Raw genomic sequence first — 23,413 nt, forward strand, 5'->3', positions numbered from 1 at the left:
AAACATTAGTGCGACATGTCTTTGATGTCAAAGGTTCCCGCCATCAAAGAATCGGGTCCTAACTTGGTGGCCTGCGTCACCACACATAAGGTGATCGCTGGCATAGTGGCGACTGTCAGTAGCCGATTCAACTGCACCAACCCTTCACTCAATTGTTCGCCTGGCACCACCAACGGCGCCTCTTCCCCAGTCATGAACCGCAAGCGCGAATACCACCTTTGCGGCGTGACTTTGCCATCGACAAAACTCGCCGTGATATGCGATAACGCTGTGGTGGTATGCCGTTCTTGATGTTGGTTGATCCAATTGATCGCAAATTTAGCGATCCATTCCCGCAGATCCCGCGATTCTTGCAGAACTTCAGCCACGTTGCTGATTGGCAAGATCGCGGTATTTTTGATCGATCGGCCAACAAAACGCCAATGCTCACCAGGGCGCCACGCCCCTTTGATCCACGTCGGCAACAACACCCAAGGAAAATAATTGATGCGAGATCCGCCAGTAACATCTAGGCGCGTTGGCATGATCAGCGTCATGGTCATGATCCGAGACCGGCCGGAAAAATTCACGGTGGCAACTTGATCGATCTTAACGATCTCCCCTTCAACAAAAACTTGCTTGCTCATCGCTGTCCCCTCCTTTTGGATGGCCCAAGTGTGCCTTAAGTCAGCATTTTTGGCAAACTTTAAGCCGCCACAAGTGCTAAATCAACTGGTTGCAAGTGATAGCTGAAGCGGTTTGGTACGCTAGAGGCGCGATGGCTTCTGGGGTTTGTTGCGTTGAAGCGGCAAGGTGCAAGAAAATTAAGCCTCCCTCAGACTTGCCAAGTCCATCACGTTGGCGTATAGTGATCTCAATCGTGCACGACTAATAAGGAGCATCTCATGACGACCCATGTTAATTTAGCCAATCAACTTTGTTTCAGTGTTTATAACGTTAATCGCTTATTCAACAAGTTTTATCAAGATGCACTAAGCGAGTTTGGTTTGACCTATCCGCAATATTTGCTGCTGACGGTTTTATGGAATCAAGATCACCGCGAGTTGCGCGATCTTGGCCAGGAATTGCAGCTAAATTCCAATACCTTGACGCCTTTAGTCAAGCGGCTGGAAGAACACGGCTGGGTCACTCGCAAGCATCCGCAAACTGACAAACGCCGCTTGATCGTCAGCCTCACCGCCCATGCCAAAACCAGCGAAGCCGCGATCCAACAAGCTTTAGCTGAGTGTTTAGGGCGCTATCGCCTCACTGAAGCTGACTATGAACAAGCCCTTGCCTTAAATCAAAAACTGATCACTGCCTTAGACGCTTAAGGCAGTGGTTTTATCCTTAATCAGTCGTGCACGACTAAAAACTTCTGGAGGTACTACTCATGAATGATTTTGATGTGATGATGATCGGTTCTGGCCATGCCACTTGGCACGCTGCCGTAGCCTTAAAGCAACAAGGCAAGCGCGTGGCGATCGTGGAAAAAGACCTGGTCGGCGGCACCTGCACCAACTATGGATGTGACGCTAAAATCGCTTTAGATGGGCCTTTTCAACTAGTCGAACAACTGCAACGTTTCCAAGGCAGCGGGGTGCACGAATTGCCACAGATCAGCTGGCCTGATTTGATGCAATACAAGCATCAAGTGATCGACCCGCTGGCGCCAACCATGACCACTTTGTTCACGCAAATGGGCATCACCATGATCACTGGCAGCGCCAAGTTGCTTGACGCGCATACTGTTTCGGTAGGCGATCAAACATACACCAGTGACTACTTTGTCTTAGGTACCGGCCAGCGCCCTGCTACCTTAAATATTCCTGGTGCAGAACATATTCATGACAGCCGCGAATTTCTCGATCTACCCGACATGCCTGAACGCTTAGTCTTTATCGGCGCTGGCATCATCGCCATGGAATTTGCGTCAATGGCAGCCACCATGGGCAAAGCTGTTGATATCATCGAATTCAGCGACCGTGCTTTGGCACCTTTTAACCAAACTTACGTCAAGCGTCTGCAAGCTAAAATGATGGCACAAGGCGTCAACTTCCATTTCAATGAAGCTGTGGCCAGTGTCGACAAAACCGCTGACGGCTACAAGGTGGTCACCAATAACGGCTTGAGCGTCACTGCCGATTATGTATTAGGCAGCACCGGCCGCGTCGCTAACGTGGAAAACTTAGGCCTTGAAGCATTAGGCATCAAAGTTTCGCGGCGTGGCATCGCCGTTAACGATCATTTGCAAACGGCAGTGGCCAACGTTTTTGCCAGTGGTGATGTGATCGACAAGCCACAAGCCAAACTGACGCCAGTCGCAACTTTTGAATCCAACTACATTGCCAGCGTGATCTTAGGCAACCCCCAACCGATCAGCTATCCCGCGATCCCAAGTGTTGTTTTTGGCATGCCGCGCTTAGCTGAAGTCGGCGTTTCTACCGCCACAGCCGCCGAACAACCAGAGAAATATCACACGCAAGTCTTACCTTTTGGCCAACAGTTGGCCTTCCAATATAAGCATGCTTTAGACGCTGAAGCAACGTTAGTCTTCGACCAAGCCGGTGCTTTAGTTGGCGCCAGCTTGTACGCTGACGACAGCGAAGACTTGATCAATGTGTTGACGATGGTGATCAATGGCCACTATACCGCCACCATGTTGCAACAACAGATCTTCGCCTTCCCAAGTGCCACTTCTGGCGTGTTAGATCTGTTAGCTACCGTTTTGCCGCGTTGATCTCACGCTAAAAATCCGCCACTTTTGCCGATCATTCAGCAAAAGTGGCGGATTTTTTTAATTTTGAAATGCTGTTATGTCAGTAATTTGGTCAAAATATCATACAAAGTGCATGATACAATTGATGTTAACGAATATCAGCCACGTGTTGATGGATCTGCTTGGCGGAATCAGCAAAAGCGTCCACTTCTTCTGGCCGCAATGGTAAAGCGACATGATCCAGCAAACCGTGTTGACCAACATGAACGACTTGCCCAACATAAGCGTCAAATTCAGCGCTGTAAGCAGACAACGGAAAAGCTTGCCGCGAATCGTTCAACACCGCTTCAACAAGCGTGGCGGCAGTCAAGCCAATACCATAACAGGTATAGCCTTTACCCGCAACGATCCGCCAAGCGCCAGCTTTGGCTTCTTGGTTCAATTGGTCCAAGTTCATGCCTTTGGCTTGTGCCAGGGATTCAACTGGCACGCCGTTGACTTGCACCGTTGACCAGGCACAAAATTGCGACTCGCCATGTTCGCCAAGCACATATCCAGAAACGTCTTGTTGGCTGCAGCCTAAAACTCGCGCAACGGCATGGCGCATCCGAGCGGTATCTAATAAAGTCCCAGTGCCAAAGATCCGCTGGCGATCGATCCCGGTTTGTTGTTGTAAGTAGGTGACCACCACATCACAAGGATTGGTGATATTGATCAAAATGCCCTTAAAGCCAGACGCTTTGATTTTTGGCGCAACTGCTTTAACGATCTTGATGCTGTTTTTCAATTCCGCCAAACGATTGGCATTTTCGCCACCTAACAAGCTGATATTGCCTGCCGCCATGACCAACACATCACACTCGGATAATTGCCAAGCTTCAGCATAGGCAATTTGTTGGATCTGGGTGCCTGGGGTCAAAAACGTGTTTTGGTCAGCCAGATCATACATTTCAGCTTGGGCTTTGGCGTCTTGTTTATCGATCAAAATCAACTTCGACACGCTTTGGCGCAGCACCAAAGCTTCAGCCACCGCGGCGCCGACATGGCCGATGCCGATAATTCCTACTGTATGCGTCATTGGTCTCCTCCTTTTGTTGAGCGCACCTTATTCTGCGATAACTTCAACTTCAACGCGCGCGTCTGCCGGCAACACCGCTTGAAACGTTGAACGAGCGGGTTTGCTGATCATCGATGCGGCATAAATTTCATTGAAATCAGCAAAATCGTTGATGTCTTGCAATAGGCAAGTCGTTTTGACCACGTGAGAGAAATCTTTCCCAGCAGCATGTAAAATCGCTTCGATATTAGCCATGACTTGCTTGGTTTGCGCTTCAACAGTATCGCCAGCTAACTTGCCTGTGGCCGGATCGATGCCGATCTGGCCGGAAATGAATAACAAATCGCCAACTGTCTTGGCCTGAGAATAAGGTCCGATCGGTTCTGGTGCATTTTTGGAATAAATAGTTTTCATCACATTATCTCCTCAGGATTATTGTAACGCTTCGATGGCTTTTGTTAACCGCTTCAATCCAGCTTCAACTTTACTGCGCGGTGCACCTAGATTAAACCGCAGATGATCTACGCCGCCAACCCCATAAATTTGGCCATCCATGATCGCCACTTTTTGATGACGGACTAACTCGTTTTGTAAGTCAGCCATCGACACACCGAAGGGCTTAATGTCGATCCAAGCTAAATATGTCGCGTCTGGGATCTCATAATGGTAATTCAACCGCTCTGCCAAAAATTGTTTCAGGTAAGCAAAATTACCATCCAAGTACTCATTTAGCTGATCCAGCCAGTCTGCGTCATGTTGGTAACACGTCATCGTCGCCAACATGCCTAAATATGGCACAGACGATAGCGCATTTTGTTGCTTCAAAGTAAATAAGAATTCAAGACGTTGGCGATCATCTGGGATCAAGCCGTAAGAACACCCTAACGCCGGAATGTTGAATGCTTTGCTGGCGGAAGATAACACTGCACAAGGAACATTCAAAATATCGAAATAATCAGCTAACGAGTGCGGCGTAACACCCGCCCGCATCACATCCAAGTGGATCTCATCGCTGATCATGGCGATATGATAGGCATTGCACAAATGCGCCATCCCTGATAGTTGCTCAGGCGACCAAGCAACGCCAAGGGGATTATGCGGGTTACACAAGACAAACACTTCAGGGCGCACCCGGATAAATTCCTGTTCGAGTTTTTCAAGGGTAAATCCATTGGTGATGTTCAATTGCACCAAGCGGCGGTCGTTAGCTTCGATCGTGGCAATAAAGGCATCGTAACATGGACTCAACGTCAGCACTGAGGCATTCGGGTGACTGAATTGGGTCACCAATTTAGCCAAACTGAAAATGACGCTAGGACTATACACCACCCAGTCTTGGGAGATTTGGGCGTGGTAACGTTGCTGATACCATTGTTGAATGGTGCCTTTAAAATCCGCATGGTTCCAGCGCGTATACCCATACACGCCACGGTCGGCGACTTGCTTTAAGACGGCGCCGACACTGTCTGGCGCTTTAAAATCCATATCAGAAATGGTAAAAGGTAACAGATCTGCTTCGCCAAAGCGGTCTTTCACATAATCCCATTGCGTTGAATAGGTGCCGTAACGATCGACAACTGTGTCAAAATCAACTTTTGTCATTGCGCATCCTCACAATTCAATGAATTCCTTAGGAGAGTGGGTCATTACCAGCGGCTCGCCATTTGCATCCAACCACACATCATCTTCGATCCGTACGCCACCTTGTGCCGCTAAATAAATGCCTGGTTCAACCGTAAAGGTCATATGGGCTTGAAGATCAGTTTGGCTGTCTTGGTTTAACAATGGAAATTCATGCACAGTCAAACCTAACCCGTGCCCAGTGCCATGTAGGAAATATTCTCCATATCCGGCATCAGTGATCACTTGGCGGGCAACGTGATCGATTTCAGCCATCGCAACGCCAGCATGACAAGCGTTAATGGCCGCTTTTTGAGCGGCTAACGTCACCGCATAGATCTCTTTGAGCTTGGACGAAACCGAGCCTAACGCCAACGTACGGGTGATATCTGAGTAATAGTGATCGACCATAAAGCCAAAGTCAAAGATGATCATTTCATGTTCTCGAATCACTTTATTAGACGCGTGACCATGCGGCAAAGCCGAGCGCACACCAGACGCCACGATCGTTTCAAACGCAGTGGCATCGGCACCATGCGCCAAGCCGTAACGATCGATCTCGTTGGCAACTTGCTTTTCTGTCATCCCTGGTTTGATGTAACCCAAAATATATTGATAGGTTTCATCAGCGATCGCGCCAGCTTTTTGAATCGCCTTTTGTTCATCAAGGTCTTTGATCATTCGCAAGGACTCAATGACGTCAGTGGTTGGGACCAAAGTCGCTTGACTGGCTTTCAGCCCTAAATATTCAGAGACATTCATGTACTCCGCTTCAATGCCGATGCGTTGATAACCTCGATCAGTGATCAAGCGGTTGAGCGCTTCAACCATGCGCATGTGATTATCGACCACCGTAAAGTTAGGTGATTGGGTCTTTAATTGCTCAAAATAGCGCCCGTCAGCGATAATAAACTGATCATCTGCTGCGATCAACGCCTCGCCATAAGTGCCGGTAAAACCAGTCAGATAATAGCGATTGGCTTTTTCATTCAAGATAAACGCATCAAGTTGCTGTGCGCGCATTTGTGCCCGTAAGGCATCGAGTCTAGAATCGTTCAATTAAATGACCTCCGTTTTTAACTTTGGCAGCTTGACCACTGCAGTGTGGGCAAGATAGTCATGGATCGCCAAATGTTTCTTGGTGCCAAATACTAAGACCATCGAGATCAATGTCACCACGTTCCAAAAGACACTGAAGTAGCCATCAACATAAAATCTTGTGGCTGTGGTGATCATCACCCGAACGTAAGTCGCCGTAGCCGTCGCGACGCCTTCAAGTAAAATGAGTCCGACGACTTGGCGGATCAAATAATCACGCAATCGCATCGGCGCCCCATCAGGATGCACAATTTGTAGATGTAGCCAATGCTTACCGAGCGTTTGGCCAGGAAAGATGACCCAAGGAACCACGACGTAATACGCCAGTCCAAAAAGTAGGCACAAAATGGCAATGATCATCGTGGTGCCAGCTGAAAACCCTGCAGCCTCAAAGGCGTATAAGTTCTTGAGCGGCTTTGACGTGCCAGTCATGATCGCATAAGCGACCACCCCTGGTAACCCACTCACGATGCCACCCACCAGCCAATCGATCACTGATGCATACACGCGATCACGACCATATTCGATGGCCAATGGTGCCTTGGTGGGTGTCGGCACTGGGCGAATCGATGCATGACGATGATGTTTGCTCATAATGTTGCCTCCTTTAACGATGCGCTTCAATCAACAGTAGCGTTTACCCATTGATCAGGTAAACGCTACTGCCAAATATGGGTCAATGAGATTAGAAGTCTAAGTCCAAATCGTCGATCAAAGCTTCGTCTTCTTTAGAGATCGCGGATTTCTTCGTTTGTTCTTGTTGCAATTCGCGACGTTCGTAAAGTTTGAAGAATGGATACCAGATCAAGACTGACAAGACCATTTGCAGGCCATTGACAACGATGCTTCGCCAGTCAAACGTCGTGAGATACCCTTCAAGAAAGACCCCGACATATGGTGGCGTGAAAATCGACATTTTCAACAAGCCAAAATGCATTGCCCAGCCCCCAAGAGAAGATACCAGTGGGCCGATGATAACAAATGGAATGAAGAATAACGGGTTCAACACCACTGGTGCCCCAAACAAGATCGGTTCGTTGATCCCAAATAAGGCTGGGATCAAGGCGATACGGCCGATCTTCTTTTGGGCAGCAGCTTTGGAGAACATGCACCAGAACACCAATCCGAAGGTGACCCCAGTACCAGTAAAGTTCCCAAAGGCTGAATCCATCCCAGGGGTAAAGAAGTGCGTCAGCGCTGCGCCGGCTTTAAAGTTGGCAATATTTTCAGCTAAGAACTGCGTGGAGATCGGGCTGGTGATCGGACTGAGCACTGCTGGATGGATCCCAAAGAAGAACAGTAAGCATTGCAACATCTTCAAGAACGTGTAAGCAAATGGGTTGTCCATTGACCCAACCAGTGGGGCAAAAATAATACTGAAGATCATCGGTGGCAAGGTGTGTAAGACGTTGACACAAAATACCCGGATGATCACAAACGCGCCGATCACGATGATCGAAATCGGGATCATTTCAAAAGACTTGGAAACAAAATCAGGCACAGTTTCTGGCATTTTGATCGTAAAGTTGCGCTTTTTGCACCAGCGGAACAACTCTACGGCTAAAATCGCCCCAAACATGGAAACAAACAGCCCTTTGGTCCCAAAATACGTCACATCGATCGCACCATCTTTGGTGAAGTCAACCGCAAGGATCAAAAAGCCCATGACCCCCATGGTGACACATCCAGGCACATCGAGTTTGCGCGAAACGGCCAAGTGATAAGAGATAATAGCGGCAACATACAAAGCCATCATCCCCATGCCGACGGTATAAGGGATTGAAATGATCGCAGAATTGGCAGTGACCCATTCCGAAATGATATTATGTTTGCCGATCATGTTCGGCAAAGCATCAGGGATCAAACAGAAACTCCCAATGATCAAGATCGGGGTCATCGCCACCATCGCCTTTTTGATGGCACTGAGATAAACTTGTTTATCCATCTTATCGGCTAACGGGGTGAAGTACTTCGACATAAAGGCTTCGAATTTGTCAAACATCACGCTTCACCTCCTGCCTGGTTCTTCAATTCTTGCTTCCGCTTAGCGATCAACGCTTCTTTGATCACCGTTGCCCCATCCATGGCGCCATAAGTGGCTTTATCAACCACGATGAAGGGAATATTCAAAGGCTCTGTCACTGATTTAACAAAGTCGCTTTTGTAAGAAACCTGAGGGCCAAGCAATACCACATCAGTGCCTTCGATTTCTTGAGGTAATTGTTCAACTGGGATCGCCATCAATTCAAAATTATTGATATCAAGTTTTTGACTCTTCTTGATCACACTTTTCATGCTATCCATCAACATAGTCGTGGACAGACCGGCAACACAACATAAGACAATTTTCATTGTTCTCACTCCTCATTATCGCGAGATTCGAGGATCATGATCATTTCTTCGACCAGATCTCGAGCCAACTGTGCAGTCATATAATGGTCTTGCGCGTGTACCATCAATAAATTGATCTTTGGTTTCTCACCTCCTTCACTGAGTTCGGCTTGGATCAAACTCGTCTGAATATTGTGCGCTTCAACATCAACATCAGCCGCTTCTTTTAAAAGCGCATGGGCGGTTTCATAATCGCGCTTTCTGGCGGCTTGAAGTGCTTGAAACGCCTTGGCGCGGCTTTCTCCGGCAGACGAGATCAATCCCATAATTTGCTGTTCTGCTGCATTCATCCCCATCACCATCCTCTTAAAATTGATAACACTGTGCGATTTCATCTGGTCCTAGTTGATGGGCCAAAGTTTGGATCAAGTTTGTCGTTGCTTCAAGATCTGCTCGGCTGGCAAACGAATATGGATCGTGGCAATAGCGCAAAGGCAAGCCGATGACCATTGATGCCGTACCACCATTTTCCAAATGTGCTGTCCCACCATCGGTACCGCCACCTTTGAACATATCTTTTTGATAGGCGATCTGTGCTTTTTGGGCGATGCTTTGAACCAAGTTAAGCAAGCGGCGATTGGGAACCATGGTTTTGTCATAAAATTCAAACATTGGCCCCGCCCCTAGCACCCGATGATCGGTAAACCCACGATCTAACTCAGGATGCTTGGCTACATCTAAAGCAAAAAACACATCTGGTGCCACTAACTTGGAGACTAAGCGGCCGCCGCGAGTTCCCACTTCTTCACTGCTGGTAAACGCGGCAACGACATTGACTGGCAGCGCCTCATCTTTAAGCGCCAGCATCGCTTCTACTAAAGCAAAGCATCCTGCTCGGTCATCCATGGCCTTGCCTGCAACTAACCCTTCTGAAGATAGCACCTGATAGCTTGAATCAAAAACGACGACATCACCGATATCCAGCCCACTTGCTAATAATGCTTCGCGAGAATCAAACCCAAAATCGACATAAGCATCCCCTGCAGTATCAACGTTCATCAACCCTTTGACCACTTTGCCTGATTGGGTATACGCGCGCATCATTTGCATGGATTTGGCGCGTGCTTCCACGTTGCCTAAAGGTTGCAAATACGCCAAGCCGATGTCTGAAAGATTGCGGATCATGAACCCCACTTCGTCCATATGCGCTGCAAACATGATAGTAGGGCGATTAGGCTGGTCGGCAGCTTTGGTGAGCATCAAACTCCCTAAGCCATCAAATTCAAATGTATCGGCATAAGGCGCTAACGCCGATTTTAAAAGTTCACGCACTTGATCTTCATTGGATGCTACAGCATCGGCATTGGACAGTGCTTCTAATAAATTCCAGTCCATCATTTCCTCCTTAGTCCGACGTTGGGAAACTTCTCAACACGTCGCATACCTCTTGAAATACATGGTGACGATTGATTTGCGCGATTTTTTCTGGACTTTGCATCAGTTGGAATAACCCGCTTGAGATATTTTGGTATAAATCAAGATCCGCTTTGGCCAAGTTGACCATAAAAACGATTTTCACTGGGCGGTTTGCTTCTTGAAGATCATTGGTGATCACAGCAACGCCGATGCCACTTTTCTTGGCATTCATTTCCAGCGGATGGGGCATGGCCAACCCATTTTTGAAAATCGTGCTCATATACTCTTCACGCTGCATCACTTGATCGATCAATTCAGCTGACGCGTAGCCGTGCTTGATCTGTTGTTGGGCCATTTGTTTGATCACGGTATGGTAATCCGTGGCTTGGGTAACCAAAAACAGATCATGATGTAACAGATCCACATAATCTTTGGTCAAGACTTTGGCAACCGCCTCAGTTCCTGGTGCATCATCCAAGCACAAGATCTGCTTGATATTGTCTAAATCGCGCCGTGTCAACAGCTCCTTAATATAAAGTGTCGGTACATTCAACGTGATATCCAAAGGCACCACAGTGAAGACTAAATTAGGATCAAAGGCTTTGAGATCAGCGGTTTCCCAAAACGAAAAGGTTTGTACCGTTGAAGTTGGAAACAAGCCTAAGATCTGAGTTCTGATCAAGTTGCTGACCCCACCGCCAGTGGTACAAACCACGGCGACGCGATCATAGCGATTCAGCCGTTTATTACGCTCATTTTCCACATGATTGAGGAAATGAACGGTGATAAACCCTAACTCATCCAACGAGATCTCTTCATGATATTGTGCTTCTAAGAATGAAGAGAACTTCAAAACGATATCGAAAATCATTGGGTAGCGAATGCATAACTCCAGTAACATGGGATTTTTATAACTGATGTTTTGATTCAAACGATCGAATAAAAACATCAAGTGCGTCGTTAATTGTTTGAGAAAATCGTCATCTTGACTAAAGTCCATTTGGTATTTGGCATCAACTTGACGAAAATAAGCTTTCAGTGACTGTTCCAGCGTTTGCCGATCAACGTTGACATCAGGCTTGTTCGAAGGCTGTACCAGATTTTGTACCAGTTGTTGAAATTCGGCTTGTGCTTGTGGATCAGGGGTAAGATCAAAGTCTGCTTGGATGGTTTGCAAAACGTCATCAAAGGCGGTTTGGCCTAGCGTGGTGATTTTCGATGACTGCGGTAACACAAGTTGGGCGTATACCACCATCACCTTTAACCATGTCATCAACACCTGAAATTCATAATAGCCAACGCGCAAATTTCGCGCGTGGATCGTGGATTCGATCATCCGTTGATATTTTGAAAAATCACCTAAGCGTTTATCCGTTTCTGATTTGAAGTGATTGTCACCGCGCATATACAATGCCAGCATCAACTGGCGAACCGCCGCATGATCACCGTGAAGACGCATCCCATAATGAGATTTACGTTCAAGTCCCAAATGATAGGCACTGAGATAATCAGCCACAGTTTGGATTTTGGAGAAAATCAAAGATTTGCTGACTTGTAAGGCATCTGCTACATTTTGCGCGGATAAAAAGGTCCCAGATGCCAACAGCAATTCGCCGATCATATCGATCACAAGATGTTCTTCGTCTACCACCGCCTCGTTTGAATTTAAGTCTTGGGTGAATTGATCTACCGCTGCTTGATCAGTTATTTCAAGAAAGTACCCTTTCGCATAGATATTATGGAGAATAAAACCATGTGCTTTTCCGGATTTTCTCAAGTACGCAATTTCGTTTTGAACCGTGCGTTTTGACACACCTAATTGATCCATCAGAAATGCAACTGATACATATCCAGTCGCGTCAAGCAGTGCACGCATAATTTGATATGGTCTCATATGATCTTCCCCTTTATCCATATTCATCATACCGACAATTTCTGTGCTATAACAGACCGGTTTTTGCACGAGATGATGCAAACGTTTTATTAATTAATGTATGTTCGATCATACCTAGTTTGATAAATGCTTTCAAACTAAACGGTAAACAATTCTTACATTACCGCAAAATTAATCTGATGAACGCTGAGTTTGCCTCAAATCGTTAACTATTCATGGTTTTGCTAACCTTCCAAATCTCGCGCACAGCAAAAAAACGCCAACCATTTCCGGCCAGCGTTTCACGTGAAACTATTGTGCGGCTTCAGTATGCGTTGAAGCGACGGTATTGTGTAAACCGACAAACATCGTCCAAGCGCCATAACCAACGATCAATGCCCCTAAACCTAGCCACAGCAAGCTGCCAAAGCTAGCAATGCGACTGATACCGTATAGCAGCACCCCTAAGCCGATCGCCATGCCACCGCGCCACTCTTGACGCGTTCCTTGATCAAGCATGAAGGCATGATAAGCGGCGACTGCTTGTTCATCATTTCCTGACTTGATCCCAACACGATACAAGATCCGCCGGCCGAGTCTGCGCGTATAAACCGTGCTGGCTTCAGGATCCGCATCAATGCCCACTACTTGCAAGGTTGCGGCAGGCTGGTGGGCCATTTTTTCAAAATGATGCCAAGACCCATGGACGCTGGTCAATTGATAGCCGCGCTTAGCCCAGCGCTGTAAATAACATTGCTCTTTGGTCAGATCATGACGCAACAAGTGATAACTGAGCATTTTATGCCTCCACTAATGGGTATACAGCGCCTAAAAGTCCTGCATCATTGCGCAAGCCTGCTGCCACCACTTTGCCTAAGACACGCTTTTTCACCCGATTCAAACTGGTGTGCCGCGCCAACAACTCAGAAAGTTCTGCTTGTAAGTCTTCAATGAATTGGTCATTGGCTGAAATGCCACCACCGATCAAGATCAATTCCGGATCAAGTGTGGCCAACAAGTTGCAACACATGACCCCAATATCCACCAAAAAGTCATGATAAATCGGCGCAGCGATGGCATCACCAGCATGTGCCAATGAAATGATCTGCCGAGCATCAGTGACTTTTGACGCGTCATGATCGACTTGTTGCAAGCTGGCATTATAGCGGCGCAATAAGCCAGAAACCACTGCCGCGTGGAAATTCAAGGAACTGGCTTCTAGATCATCCGTCCAGTCGATATCATGGGTGATGTTCCAGCCGATCTCTCCTGCCATGCCATGAGCGCCTCGGAAAACTTCGCCATTGATCACGATCCCGCCACCGATGCCTGTGCCTAGCGCCAACAAAAGATAATCTTTGACCCCTTGAGCCGCCCCTTGCCAGGCTTCAGCAATGGTTGCGGCATTGGCATCATTTTCCACATGAACCGGCAAGCCAGTCGCCTTGGCAACAAGCGCGCCTAAAGGACATTCATATAAACACTTGATCGCCCCGCCGGTGATCATATAACCATCGCGTTGAACGATACCAGGCACACTGATGCCGATGGCTTGCGGCTGGTGATCAGCGTACTGCTTGACGACGCGGGTCAACACCCCTAATAACTCATCGCGATCAGTGGGCGTTGGCACTGCCGCATGGCTCAAGATCTCCCCTTTTTCATTTAACAAGCCATACTTGATGGTCGTACCCCCAATATCAAAACTGACATAATTGCGCATGTTTTGCTTCCCTTCTGACGATAAAAGCCCGCTTGGCGGGCTTTTTGGCGCTTAACAATAATCCGGCGTAACATCCGACAAGTCTTCCCCATTAGTGGCAATGACGTGTTGGAACCAGTAGAATGAATCTTTCTTTGACCGCGCCAAAGACCCTTTGCCATCATCGTCTTTATCGACGTAGATCATCCCATAGCGTTTGGACATTTGCCCAGTACCGGCACTGACTAAATCGATGAAGCCCCATGGCGTGTAGCCGATCAAGTCGACGCCATCAACGGTGACGGCGAGTTTCATTTGTTTAAGATGGTCGCGCATATAGCTGATACGATAATCATCATGAATGTGGCCGCTGGCATCTTTTTGATCCACGGCCCCAAAGCCATTTTCAACAATGAACAACGGCAAGCGGAAACGATCAGTGAACCAGTTCATCGCATAGCGTAACCCGACTGGATCGATCTGCCAACCCCATTGTGAGATCGGCACGGTGACGTTTCGAACTTGATCGACTGACTCTTCATATTTAAAGGAATCTGGCTCAACTTTTTTAGCCTTCACAGTGTTTGACATATAGTAAGAAAAGCCAATATAATCAACTTTTCCTGCCATCAATACATCACGATCTTCTAAAGTGATATCTAGATCAAAGCCGGCATCTGCTTGATACTTAGTCAGCCAAGCAGGATAATGGCCAGTCGCTTGAACTTCCGCAAACCAATAGCGGGCTTGCATCGCGCGTTCTGCTTTGAATACATCACGTGGATCAGGACTGGCAGGATACAATGGCACCATGGCGATCATTGCCCCGATTTGAAAATCAGGGTTGATCTGATGGCCGATCTGTACGGCTAAAGCTGACGCCACACATTCATAATGCGCGGCTTGATACATCACGGCTTCAGCGTTTTCACCAGGTGCGACTTGCACACCGGAGTTGGTAAACATTGCAAACGAGCCAGAATAGTCCGCTTGGTTGTTGATCTCGTTAAACGTCATCCAATACTTCACTTTGTCTTTGTAGCGTTTGAAAACGGTAGTGGCAAAATTGACGAAAAATTGGATCACTTGACGATTACGCCAGCCACCATAGGCTTTGACCAAGTGATAAGGCATTTCAAAATGCGACAAAGTGATCACCGGTTGAATGCCTTTGGCTAACAGTGCGTCAAACAAATCGTCATAGAACTTCAAGCCTGCTTCATTAGGCTTGCTTTCATCCCCATTAGGATAGATCCGCGTCCAAGCAATGGAGGTGCGAAAACAATTGAGGCCAAGTTCGGCAAACAAATCGATATCAGTTTGATAGTGGTGATAAAAATCGATCCCTTCGTGGTTGGGATAATTCTCACCAGGTTTGACGCCATCGGTGATCCGCCGCTCGACCCCATTGGCGCCGGCGGTCATCACGTCAGCGACACTGACGCCTTTGCCGCCTGCTTGCCAACCACCTTCCAGTTGGTGGGCAGCCACTGCGCCGCCCCATAAGAAGTCTTTTCTCAATTGTGCCATAACTAACTCCATTCCTTGTGTCAACAAAGGCGAAATTCCGTGCAGGCGACAGCTAGTCTCCTGCGTGGTATTTCGCCTTAACATTTTTACCGATTACTTAGCAGCTTGCGCTTCTTCTTCAGCCAAACGCTGTTGTTCTTGTGAATACAGCACGTTGTCTTGGCGACGAACGAATGGCAAGTAAACAAAGAAGGTCATCACAAGCATCAACGCTTGCCACAATGCGGTACGCCAGCCACCAACTAAGAACCCAGAAACGATCGGCGGCGTGGTCCAAGGCACGTACACCCCATTAAATAGGGGAATGATCCCGAATTGGATCGCCAAATATGTCAGCCCCATTGAAAGCATTGGGGTGATCATAAATGGGATCAACATCAGTGGGTTCAACACGATCGGCGCCCCGAACAAGATCGGTTCGTTAATGTTGAACAACGCTGGGACGATTTCCAACTTCCCTAAGGACTTCATTTGTTCAGACTTGGCAAACCACAGCATGTACACGACCATACCAATGGTGATCCCGGCACCAGTTACGGTCCCGAATTGATCCAGCAATGCTTGAGTGAAAATGTGCCCACCAGCAGCTTGCGTCAAGTTGCCAGCATGGAACAATTTGGCATTTTCAGTCCCGTTAGACAATAAGATCGCCGTCATGATCCCTGAAACGATCGAGGAACCATGGACCCCAAAGAACCATAAAAATGAGATCAATAGTGGTACGATCAACGCCCCACCAAAGGAATCGGTGATCCCTTGTAGTGGTGTTTGGATCACGTTGTAGATGAATTGCAACATCGACGTGTGAGCAAAATGGTCAAAGGCCATGTAAACCAACATCCAGCCGGTAACCAATACCGCGGCTGGGATCAAGGCGATAAACGAGTTGGCGACGTTCGCCGGAACTTGTTCAGGCAACTTGATGGTAATGTTATGCGTTACAAACCAAGAATAGATCCACCCAGTGATCAACCCGATGATGATCGCTGCGACCATCCCTTTACCAGCTAACCAAGAGGTATCAATGAAGCCAGTTAAGTGCGAAACATTCTTCACTAAAACTTTGCCAGTGCCATCAGTGATCGGGGCCGTTGGTTGAAGGACGACCAAGAAACTGATCAGCGCGGTGATCCCGGCTGGCATTGGGGCGATGTGTTCATTATGCGCCCATTCATAAGCGATCCCAGTTACGGCGATCAGCGACATAACATTAAACGAGAAGTTCGTCGCTTGGTTGAAGTATGGCACCAACCCGGTACTGTTCATCCAAGCCGCCCAAGATTCGACTGGCAAAGATGATAAGATCAAGAACACCGACCCGATAATAATGAACGGAATGGTGTAGATCATCCCGTCTTTTAACGCGACGATGATCTTACTGTTGGTGAACTTCATGACTTTTGGCAACACTTTGTTGTTCAGGTAGTCATTCATATTATTCACTCCAATATATTGATTGCGGCTGCCAACGCCCACACGCTAGCAGGATAAAAATTGAGCTGGGCCCAAGTAAGCGGCGTATCTGGGGGGTACGCACGAATCATGATCACAAGTTACATTGTATGCGCCAGCTTGAATATTGTATACGTTTTCTAACGATTGAGAAACACGTAAGCAATCAAAAAACATGTTACGCTCGCGTAACATGTTTCATGATCGTAAACAACTTATCTTTAGTATGTTTCTATGTCGTAAATTACACGCTTGATGCATTAATTTTGGCTGTGCTCAGAGTCTAATTTGTGCGCGATCATTTCGATCAAATATACGATCGGCACTTGAGTCGTCAAGTTCAAATCGCCATGCACCAAATCAGGCATATAATAGCTGATCACCAAGTCACTCATTTTGGCTAACGTCGAATTGCCATGATTGGTGACGGCAATGACTTTAACATGTTCTGGTTGCACCTTAGTCACCAATTCGATCACTTGTTGCGTCTCCCCAGAAACCGACAACACCACCATCACAGTGCCTTGTGGTAATGGCGTATGCGCAGGAAACGGTTGGAATGGATCCATCACCGGTAACGACAACTTCCCTGCATTAGACCAAAACCGCGCCCCGTATTGCGCCAAGGAATTCCCGCTACCGATCCCATAAAACAACACCAAAGGCGCGCGCTCGATCAAGTCCATGGCTTGGTCGATCAACTTGCCAAAGTCCACCGAATTGACTTTTGAAAAAAAGTCCGCCAGTGGCATCGTGATATCATAAGTTTCCCCACGCGCCACTTCTTGGGTATGTTTGCGATATTGCTTTAACGCAAAGCGCAACTCGGAATAGCCTTCGTAACCCATTTTTTCGGCAAAACGCAAAATCGTGCTGGTCGACACATGGGCCTTTTGCGCCAAGGCGCGGATCGTCATGGTTTCGACTGCAGTTTGGTGTTTGTTGATGTAGTTATAAACCACTGTTTCTAGTTCGTTGAGCGTTTGTAGTTTCTCGTATGAAAACACAGGCACCCCTCCTAACTTCATTATCATGCGCCATTGGCATACAGCGGTCAAGCGCTCCCATTTGGCGTTATAATAGAAGGAAACAGGAGGCCGATCATGTCAGAGTCTAAATATGAAAAAATTGCCGCCGAGATCAAGCGTCGTATCCATGATCAAGTTTATCCCCCGATGTCGCGCTTGCCAGATCAAAATACTTTGGCCAAAGAATTCAACGTTTCGCGCGTCACCATTCGCGAAGCCTGCGATCGTTTAGCGCAATTGGGCTTGGTGTATAAGCAATCCGGGCGAGGCACTTATGTCTTAGGCGATGTGGCCACGCATGCTGAAGAAACACCAAGATCATGGTTTAGCGGCTTAACTGAAACCCGAGGAGAGCAACACGTTACCAGTGAGTTACTGGGGTTTAATGTCACCATGCCCAGTCCTTTGGTCCAAAGCAAACTTGGCTTAACGGCTGAAGAGCCAGTGTATGTCATTGACCGCTTGCGTAAAGTCGACGATACGCCGCGGTTTTTAGAACACAACTTTCTACCGTTAAAGCTGGTACCCGGTTTGTCGCGTGATGTGTTGAAAGGTTCACTATATGGCTATTTGTGTGACCACTTAGGGTTGCGCTTATCTGGCGCCAAGCGTGATATCACTGCGACTTTAGCCACTTCCCGTGATGTGGTTTATTTACAAGCCCAACTCGGCGAACCAGTCATTGAAATCGCCCAAGTCGTGTGGCTATCAACTGGCGAACATGTCGATTTCTCCACGGTACGCAATTTGGCCCGCTGGGGTGGGTATGCGATGATGAATACTTATCATCAATAGTTTCACGTGAAACATGGCGCCGATTTTCCGCCAAAATAATGAGAAAAAGCCTCATCATCTCCGTCAGTCCCCTCTCATCAAACGCTTCCGCGATCATGGCGCTGTCGATAAAATACAAAATGCCGCTTTGCTTACGCTACCATAGCTCCCCCGCCACCATATCCGCACGTGAATGCCATTTTTAACACACCGTCATTTCATTTTGATTAAAGCATTCTGTGAATTCAAATAATCGTCTTTACTTTGAAATTTTTCTCAGGTAAAGTGGCGATAATTGAGCGCTACCATAATTGAAATGGCGGCGCCGGGACAATCATGAGGGGGTATTTTTGCATGAAGAAAGCGAAGTTCTTTACCGCTGGCGCTGGCATGCTGGCGTTAACTGCGATCTTGGCCGCGTGTGGCGGTAGCAAATCCAGTTCCACCAACACCAATACGTGGAGCCGGATGGAAGGCGATGTGATCTCAACCATGGATGCATCCAAAAACACGGATGCGATCTCTGGGCAAGCGTTAACAGATACCATGGAAGGGTTATATCATTATCAAGGTACCAAGTTGACCCCAGGGCTGGCCACTAAAGTCACCAAAGCCACCAACAACGGCTTGACCTATACTTACAAGTTGCGCAAATCGACTTGGAGCGATGGCTCGAAGTTGACCGCGCAAGATTTCGTTTATGCGTGGAAGCGCACGGTCGATCCTGCCACCAAAGCCCAATATGCGTACCTGTTTTCTGGCATCAAGAATGCCGATGCGATCATGGCTGGCAAGATGAAGCCTGATACCTTAGGCGTCAAAGCCCTCAACGACCAAACGTTTGAAGTCACTTTGGAAAAGCCGATCCCTTATTTCAACACCATGTTGACTAACCCTGCCTTTTTCCCACAATCTGAAAAAGCAGTCAAGAAATATGGCGCCAAATACGGCACCAACTCTAAAGCCATTTTGACCAATGGGGCTTATACCTTGTCGGGTTGGAACGGGACCGGTAACTCTTGGACTGAAACCAAGAACCCGAAGTACTGGAATGCCAAAAATATCCACATTAAAACTATCAAGACGCAAGTGGTCAAAGATTCTTCCACAGCTTTGAACTTGTACAACTCCAAGAAGTTGGATCAAGTCACATTAGGTGGGCAACAAGCCGCTTCTGCTAAGTCCAACAAAGACTACAAAGCCTTGAAGCAAACGTCTGCGTTCTACTTGGAACTTAACGAAAAGAAGATCCCGGCCTTTAAGAATCTGAAGATCCGCCAAGCGATCTCTTATGCGTTGAACCGCGATCAATACATTAAAAAAGTGCTCAACGACGGCTCTTTGGCTTCTACAGGCGTCACCCCTGCTGGTTTGATGTCTGACCCATCAGATCCTTCCGTTGATTTTGCTAAAACTGCGGCCAAAGGCACCAGCCAATACACCAAATACGACCCAGCTAAAGCCAAAACCTTATTCAAACAAGGCTTAAAAGAAGTGGGCTTGTCCAGTTTGAACTTGGAATTAATGACTGATGATACCACCAACGCCAAAACCACTGCCGAATATTTGCAAAACATTTTGGAAAAGAACTTACCTGGCATGAAAGTCACCACTGCGACGGTGCCATTTAAGACGCGCTTGACCCGCTCTGCTAACGGCCAATTCGACATGGTCATTACCGCTTGGGGCGCTGACTTCCCAGATGCCATCAGCTTCTTGGATCTGTTCACCTCAGACAACTCCTACAACGACGGCAAGTGGAGCAATGCCCAATATGATGCTTTGATCAAAAAGTCTAAGACCACTGATGCCACCAACGCTGACAGGCGCTGGGACGATTTGGTCCAAGCCCAACAGATCTTGACCAAAGACATGGGTGTCGTGCCAATTTACCAACGGGTCTTATCCACTTTACAAAGTCCCAAGATCACCGGCTTGACTTATAGCCCCGCCAACACCTTCAACTACACCGGCGCTAAGTTGAACTAAGCGCTTGAATGACCTCGCTGCGAATCTGCAGCGAGGTTTTTTGATTCGATACAAAAATGCCATCACTAAGGCAAACTTAGTGGTGGCATTTTGACTCCGCATGATCTTGCATCACCATATCGACATGCGGGATCCCATCTTCTAAATACATGTCTGAAACAGCTTGAAACCCAAAACTGGCATAGAAGTGACGCAAATAATTCTGCGCTTGGATCTTGATTTGTTGATCTGGATATAAGCGCCGCACTGCCTTTAAGGTTTCGGTGACGAGCATTCGACCTAACTGTTCATGGCGGTGGGCTTTGACTACCAACACCCGCCCAAAGCTGATCGAGTGACCGTCATCATGCGAAATGATCCGCGCATAAGCCACTAACGCCCCAGCTTGGCGCAACTGGATATGCCACGCGTTAAAGTCTTTAGCGTCAACTTCTTGATACGGACAATTTTGTTCCACCACAAACACTTTGGTTCTGGCGGCTAGGATTTCTAGCAACATCGCTGGGGTCAGATCATCAGTTTTCGTGACCGTTACTGTCGTTTCCAAAGGATCACCTCTTTCAGTCATCGATCAAAATATCAATATTTTGATTCTAGCATCCCCTTTGGCCTTGACAATAGGTCGTATCGACGTATACTGGAACCTGTCGCTTCGACCTATTAGGAGGCTGTGATGTACGAATTATTGATTTTAAGTGCGCTGATCGTGCGCGATCGCACCGGCTACAAGCTGCGCAAGATCTTAGAAGGCAACTTGGAGCCGCGGCGCCAGATCTCCAATGGCGTGATGTATCCCATGTTGCACAAACTAGAAAAAGCCGGCTATATCACCTTGGAAGTCAAGCTGATCAAAGGCCGCACCCAAAAATTGGCCAAGATCACGCCTAGTGGCATCGATCATTTTGAAGCGCTGATGCACACGCCGATCGCCATGGATGCTAAGCGCGAGTCCAACTTCCGCTTTAAATTCCGTGGGCTCGGGCGCGAATCAGTTGGCTTTCAGCGCACCGTACTCAACGATTACCGTGATGCCACCACCGCTGATATCGACGCTTACCGTGGTGTGATCGGTCATTTGCGCAACATTTTGACTGACGCTAGTAAGCAAGTCGACGTGTCTTGGTCGCTGCGCACCTTACAGTTGGCGTTACGGGTTTCGCAAACGCGCTTGGCTTGGGTCGATGAACAGCTCAAAGCCATGGATGGCTTAGCTGATGATGCGCATTTTACCGCTGTTCCAAAAATCACAACAGAATCTGAGGAAAACAACCGTGAATAAAAGTTATCGCCAGTGGATCGCCTTAGTCGCGATGTCACTAGGCACCTTTATGGGGTTATTAGACGTTACTGTCGTTAATGTCGCTTTGCCAACCATGGCGACGCATTTCAATGAGACCTTCACCAACTTACAATGGGTGCTCAACATTTACACCTTGGTATTGGCCGTCAGCTTACTGATCGTGTCCAAGCTTGGTGACATGTATGGGCGCAAGAAATTATTTTTGGCCTCGATCGTGCTGTTCGTGGTGGCGTCTGCCGTCAACGGCATGGCGCCGAATTTGATGGTGTTGAACATCGGCCGGGCGGTGCAAGCTGTCGGTGGTGCCGGGATGAACTCATTGGCCATGGCGTTAGTCGCGTCCAACTTCTCTGGCAAAAAACGTGGCGTCGCATTAGGGATATTAGGTTCGGTGATCGGGATCTCAACGGCTTCAGGGCCTTTGATCGGCGGGTATTTAGTCGGCCAATTCGGCTGGTCAGCGATTTTTTACGTCAATGTCCCAGTCGGCATCATCACCGTGTTGTTAACGGCCTTTTACGTCAACGAAACGCCGAGTTATGGCGCCAAACAGCGCATTGATTTCGCCGGGATGGCGTTATCGGCGTTCACCTTATTCAGCTTGATCTACGGCTTGATCCAAAAAGAAGCCCACACCAGCTGGGCTTGGACGCGTTTAGGTGTGGCCGGTTGGCTGATCGCTGCGGTGATTGGTTTGCTCTTATTCATTGTCGTTGAACGTCGCGTCACCGATCCGATGGTTGACCTTTCCATGTTTAACAGTCGCCATTTTGTCGGCACCATCATTGTCGCTTTAGGTTTGGGGATCGCGATGTACTCGTTTAACGCCTTTTTGACGGTGTTGATGCAAAACTACATTGGCTATTCGGCTTTGCAAACCGGTGTGCGGCAGCTGACGATCTCGATTTGGTCACTGATCTTAGGGCCGATCACTGGGATGCTTGGGGCGCGTTTTTCCAAGCGCAAAATGATCGGCTACAGCTTATTGCTGGGGGCAGTCGGCTTTATCTTGATGATGAATGCCATGACCACGCATTTGAGCTTTGGGCAAATGTGGCCGGCGATGATCTTAATGGGGATCACCAATGGGATGGTCAATCCTTTACTCAACACTGCCGGCATGGAAGGCGTCGCCCCACAAACCATGGGCATGGCCAGCGGTTTGATCAACGTCTTTCGGCAAATCGGTACCACAGTCGGGGTCGTGGGGTTAGGCTTGATCCAAGACCACCGCTATGAACAATACTTAAGCACGCATTTAAACAAGATCGCCGCACTACCCAGTGCCGCCGTTAAATCCTTGCAAAAAGTCTTAGTCGACGCTGGTCCTTTTGCAGGCCATGGCATCGCCTTTTCTGCGCGGATGAGCAAAGCGCCTTTTGCCCATGATTTCCAAACCACGGTGTTGAATGCTTACGCCCACAGCATGCGCGGCATTACGTTAACTGCCGCGATCGTGTTTGTGATCGGCGCTGGTGCCGCCTTCTTCTTGATGCAAGAGGCGCATGATTCTGGCGACTTGAACTAAAACTATTTCCCGGGTTA

At 47.8% G+C, this 23,413-nt stretch carries 23 protein-coding genes and 1 pseudogene; 6 read left to right on the forward strand and 18 right to left on the reverse strand.

The window, feature by feature from the left end:
• Positions 1-5: 5 nt before the first annotated feature.
• On the reverse strand, positions 6-626 hold the full coding sequence (locus ACKTSG_RS05395) for a hypothetical protein (RefSeq protein ID WP_407892699.1): 621 nt from the start codon (positions 624-626) through the stop codon (positions 6-8).
• A 258-nt stretch (positions 627-884) separates the two neighbouring features.
• Between ACKTSG_RS05395 and ACKTSG_RS05400 the strand changes: the two genes are divergently transcribed.
• Both ACKTSG_RS05400 and ACKTSG_RS05405 read left to right on the forward strand, forming a co-directional pair.
• Positions 885-1,313, forward strand: a complete 429-nt coding sequence (locus ACKTSG_RS05400; protein WP_407892701.1) for a MarR family winged helix-turn-helix transcriptional regulator — start codon at positions 885-887, stop codon at positions 1,311-1,313.
• A 59-nt stretch (positions 1,314-1,372) separates the two neighbouring features.
• Positions 1,373-2,719: a dihydrolipoyl dehydrogenase family protein gene (locus ACKTSG_RS05405; protein ID WP_407892703.1), complete on the forward strand. Its 1,347-nt coding sequence runs from the start codon at positions 1,373-1,375 to the stop codon at positions 2,717-2,719.
• A 127-nt stretch (positions 2,720-2,846) separates the two neighbouring features.
• On the opposite strand, the gene ACKTSG_RS05410 is transcribed toward ACKTSG_RS05405, so the two are convergent.
• From ACKTSG_RS05410 to ACKTSG_RS05485, 16 genes and pseudogenes are all read right to left on the reverse strand, one after another.
• Complete coding sequence (locus tag ACKTSG_RS05410) at positions 2,847-3,776, reverse strand: lactate/malate family dehydrogenase (RefSeq protein ID WP_407892705.1); 930 nt, start codon at positions 3,774-3,776, stop codon at positions 2,847-2,849.
• A gap of 27 nt (positions 3,777-3,803) precedes the next feature.
• Complete coding sequence (locus tag ACKTSG_RS05415) at positions 3,804-4,169, reverse strand: Rid family detoxifying hydrolase (protein WP_407892707.1); 366 nt, start codon at positions 4,167-4,169, stop codon at positions 3,804-3,806.
• A gap of 18 nt (positions 4,170-4,187) precedes the next feature.
• On the reverse strand, positions 4,188-5,357 hold the full coding sequence (locus ACKTSG_RS05420) for a MalY/PatB family protein (RefSeq protein WP_407892709.1): 1,170 nt from the start codon (positions 5,355-5,357) through the stop codon (positions 4,188-4,190).
• Between the two features lie 9 nt (positions 5,358-5,366).
• Positions 5,367-6,434 (reverse strand): M24 family metallopeptidase, encoded by a 1,068-nt coding sequence (locus ACKTSG_RS05425; protein WP_407892711.1) that lies wholly within the window; start codon positions 6,432-6,434, stop codon positions 5,367-5,369.
• Positions 6,435-7,067 (reverse strand): RDD family protein, encoded by a 633-nt coding sequence (locus ACKTSG_RS05430; RefSeq protein WP_407892713.1) that lies wholly within the window; start codon positions 7,065-7,067, stop codon positions 6,435-6,437.
• A gap of 91 nt (positions 7,068-7,158) precedes the next feature.
• On the reverse strand, positions 7,159-8,475 hold the full coding sequence (locus ACKTSG_RS05435; protein WP_407892715.1) for a PTS sugar transporter subunit IIC: 1,317 nt from the start codon (positions 8,473-8,475) through the stop codon (positions 7,159-7,161).
• Positions 8,475-8,825, reverse strand: coding sequence for a PTS sugar transporter subunit IIB (locus ACKTSG_RS05440; RefSeq protein ID WP_407892717.1), 351 nt, complete (start codon positions 8,823-8,825; stop codon positions 8,475-8,477). The genes ACKTSG_RS05435 and ACKTSG_RS05440 overlap by 1 nt, the downstream gene beginning before the upstream one ends.
• Before the next feature lie 5 nt (positions 8,826-8,830).
• Complete coding sequence (locus ACKTSG_RS05445; RefSeq protein WP_407892719.1) at positions 8,831-9,154, reverse strand: PTS sugar transporter subunit IIA; 324 nt, start codon at positions 9,152-9,154, stop codon at positions 8,831-8,833.
• Positions 9,155-9,170: 16 nt separating this feature from the next.
• Positions 9,171-10,199, reverse strand: coding sequence for a M20/M25/M40 family metallo-hydrolase (locus ACKTSG_RS05450; RefSeq protein ID WP_407892721.1), 1,029 nt, complete (start codon positions 10,197-10,199; stop codon positions 9,171-9,173).
• Between the two features lie 10 nt (positions 10,200-10,209).
• The gene (locus tag ACKTSG_RS05455) at positions 10,210-11,871 is read right to left on the reverse strand and encodes a BglG family transcription antiterminator (protein WP_407892760.1); all 1,662 of its coding nucleotides are present in this window, start codon (positions 11,869-11,871) and stop codon (positions 10,210-10,212) included.
• An 87-nt stretch (positions 11,872-11,958) separates the two neighbouring features.
• Positions 11,959-12,144: pseudogene (locus ACKTSG_RS05460) on the reverse strand (helix-turn-helix domain-containing protein); the annotation flags it as partial.
• Positions 12,145-12,405: 261 nt separating this feature from the next.
• Positions 12,406-12,891, reverse strand: coding sequence for a hypothetical protein (locus tag ACKTSG_RS05465; protein WP_407892723.1), 486 nt, complete (start codon positions 12,889-12,891; stop codon positions 12,406-12,408).
• Position 12,892: 1 nt separating this feature from the next.
• Positions 12,893-13,816 carry an ROK family protein gene (locus ACKTSG_RS05470; RefSeq protein ID WP_407892725.1) on the reverse strand — a complete coding sequence of 308 codons (924 nt, stop codon included), beginning with the start codon at positions 13,814-13,816 and terminating at the stop codon, positions 12,893-12,895.
• A 51-nt stretch (positions 13,817-13,867) separates the two neighbouring features.
• The gene (locus ACKTSG_RS05475; protein WP_407892727.1) at positions 13,868-15,325 is read right to left on the reverse strand and encodes a 6-phospho-beta-glucosidase; all 1,458 of its coding nucleotides are present in this window, start codon (positions 15,323-15,325) and stop codon (positions 13,868-13,870) included.
• A 93-nt stretch (positions 15,326-15,418) separates the two neighbouring features.
• A complete protein-coding gene (locus tag ACKTSG_RS05480) occupies positions 15,419-16,759 on the reverse strand; it encodes a PTS sugar transporter subunit IIC (protein ID WP_407892729.1) in 1,341 nt (446 codons plus the stop codon).
• A 278-nt stretch (positions 16,760-17,037) separates the two neighbouring features.
• Positions 17,038-17,784, reverse strand: a complete 747-nt coding sequence (locus ACKTSG_RS05485) for a MurR/RpiR family transcriptional regulator (RefSeq protein ID WP_407892731.1) — start codon at positions 17,782-17,784, stop codon at positions 17,038-17,040.
• A gap of 96 nt (positions 17,785-17,880) precedes the next feature.
• Here ACKTSG_RS05485 and ACKTSG_RS05490 point away from each other — a divergent pair, with 96 nt between their 5' ends.
• Positions 17,881-18,600: a GntR family transcriptional regulator gene (locus ACKTSG_RS05490; protein ID WP_407892733.1), complete on the forward strand. Its 720-nt coding sequence runs from the start codon at positions 17,881-17,883 to the stop codon at positions 18,598-18,600.
• 333 nt (positions 18,601-18,933) lie between these two features.
• Entirely contained in the window at positions 18,934-20,568 is a 1,635-nt protein-coding gene (locus tag ACKTSG_RS05495; RefSeq protein WP_407892735.1) for a peptide ABC transporter substrate-binding protein, read from the forward strand.
• Between the two features lie 76 nt (positions 20,569-20,644).
• On the opposite strand, the gene ACKTSG_RS05500 is transcribed toward ACKTSG_RS05495, so the two are convergent.
• Positions 20,645-21,067, reverse strand: coding sequence for a GNAT family N-acetyltransferase (locus ACKTSG_RS05500; RefSeq protein WP_407892762.1), 423 nt, complete (start codon positions 21,065-21,067; stop codon positions 20,645-20,647).
• 174 nt (positions 21,068-21,241) lie between these two features.
• Here ACKTSG_RS05500 and ACKTSG_RS05505 point away from each other — a divergent pair, with 174 nt between their 5' ends.
• The gene (locus tag ACKTSG_RS05505; RefSeq protein ID WP_407892737.1) at positions 21,242-21,847 is read left to right on the forward strand and encodes a PadR family transcriptional regulator; all 606 of its coding nucleotides are present in this window, start codon (positions 21,242-21,244) and stop codon (positions 21,845-21,847) included.
• A 31-nt stretch (positions 21,848-21,878) separates the two neighbouring features.
• Entirely contained in the window at positions 21,879-23,396 is a 1,518-nt protein-coding gene (locus tag ACKTSG_RS05510) for a DHA2 family efflux MFS transporter permease subunit (RefSeq protein ID WP_407892764.1), read from the forward strand.
• Positions 23,397-23,413 lie beyond the last annotated feature (17 nt).

It is taken from the genome of Lacticaseibacillus salsurae, from assembly GCF_045862175.1.
Classification (GTDB): domain Bacteria; phylum Bacillota; class Bacilli; order Lactobacillales; family Lactobacillaceae; genus Lacticaseibacillus; species Lacticaseibacillus salsurae.

What these genes read in the sequence shown, in the direction of transcription:
- ACKTSG_RS05395 (WP_407892699.1), bottom strand. Translation starts at nt 626, where the DNA reads ATGAGCAAGCAAGTTTTTGTTGAAGGGGAGATCGTTAAGATCGATCAA.
- ACKTSG_RS05400 (WP_407892701.1), top strand. Translation starts at nt 885, where the DNA reads ATGACGACCCATGTTAATTTAGCCAATCAACTTTGTTTCAGTGTTTAT.
- ACKTSG_RS05405 (WP_407892703.1), top strand. Translation starts at nt 1,373, where the DNA reads ATGAATGATTTTGATGTGATGATGATCGGTTCTGGCCATGCCACTTGG.
- ACKTSG_RS05410 (WP_407892705.1), bottom strand. Translation starts at nt 3,776, where the DNA reads ATGACGCATACAGTAGGAATTATCGGCATCGGCCATGTCGGCGCCGCG.
- ACKTSG_RS05415 (WP_407892707.1), bottom strand. Translation starts at nt 4,169, where the DNA reads ATGAAAACTATTTATTCCAAAAATGCACCAGAACCGATCGGACCTTAT.
- ACKTSG_RS05420 (WP_407892709.1), bottom strand. Translation starts at nt 5,357, where the DNA reads ATGACAAAAGTTGATTTTGACACAGTTGTCGATCGTTACGGCACCTAT.
- ACKTSG_RS05430 (WP_407892713.1), bottom strand. Translation starts at nt 7,067, where the DNA reads ATGAGCAAACATCATCGTCATGCATCGATTCGCCCAGTGCCGACACCC.
- ACKTSG_RS05435 (WP_407892715.1), bottom strand. Translation starts at nt 8,475, where the DNA reads ATGTTTGACAAATTCGAAGCCTTTATGTCGAAGTACTTCACCCCGTTA.
- ACKTSG_RS05440 (WP_407892717.1), bottom strand. Translation starts at nt 8,825, where the DNA reads ATGAAAATTGTCTTATGTTGTGTTGCCGGTCTGTCCACGACTATGTTG.
- ACKTSG_RS05445 (WP_407892719.1), bottom strand. Translation starts at nt 9,154, where the DNA reads ATGAATGCAGCAGAACAGCAAATTATGGGATTGATCTCGTCTGCCGGA.
- ACKTSG_RS05450 (WP_407892721.1), bottom strand. Translation starts at nt 10,199, where the DNA reads ATGGACTGGAATTTATTAGAAGCACTGTCCAATGCCGATGCTGTAGCA.
- ACKTSG_RS05465 (WP_407892723.1), bottom strand. Translation starts at nt 12,891, where the DNA reads ATGCTCAGTTATCACTTGTTGCGTCATGATCTGACCAAAGAGCAATGT.
- ACKTSG_RS05470 (WP_407892725.1), bottom strand. Translation starts at nt 13,816, where the DNA reads ATGCGCAATTATGTCAGTTTTGATATTGGGGGTACGACCATCAAGTAT.
- ACKTSG_RS05475 (WP_407892727.1), bottom strand. Translation starts at nt 15,325, where the DNA reads ATGGCACAATTGAGAAAAGACTTCTTATGGGGCGGCGCAGTGGCTGCC.
- ACKTSG_RS05480 (WP_407892729.1), bottom strand. Translation starts at nt 16,759, where the DNA reads ATGAATGACTACCTGAACAACAAAGTGTTGCCAAAAGTCATGAAGTTC.
- ACKTSG_RS05490 (WP_407892733.1), top strand. Translation starts at nt 17,881, where the DNA reads ATGTCAGAGTCTAAATATGAAAAAATTGCCGCCGAGATCAAGCGTCGT.
- ACKTSG_RS05495 (WP_407892735.1), top strand. Translation starts at nt 18,934, where the DNA reads ATGAAGAAAGCGAAGTTCTTTACCGCTGGCGCTGGCATGCTGGCGTTA.
- ACKTSG_RS05500 (WP_407892762.1), bottom strand. Translation starts at nt 21,067, where the DNA reads ATGTTGCTAGAAATCCTAGCCGCCAGAACCAAAGTGTTTGTGGTGGAA.
- ACKTSG_RS05505 (WP_407892737.1), top strand. Translation starts at nt 21,242, where the DNA reads ATGTACGAATTATTGATTTTAAGTGCGCTGATCGTGCGCGATCGCACC.
- ACKTSG_RS05510 (WP_407892764.1), top strand. Translation starts at nt 21,879, where the DNA reads ATGTCACTAGGCACCTTTATGGGGTTATTAGACGTTACTGTCGTTAAT.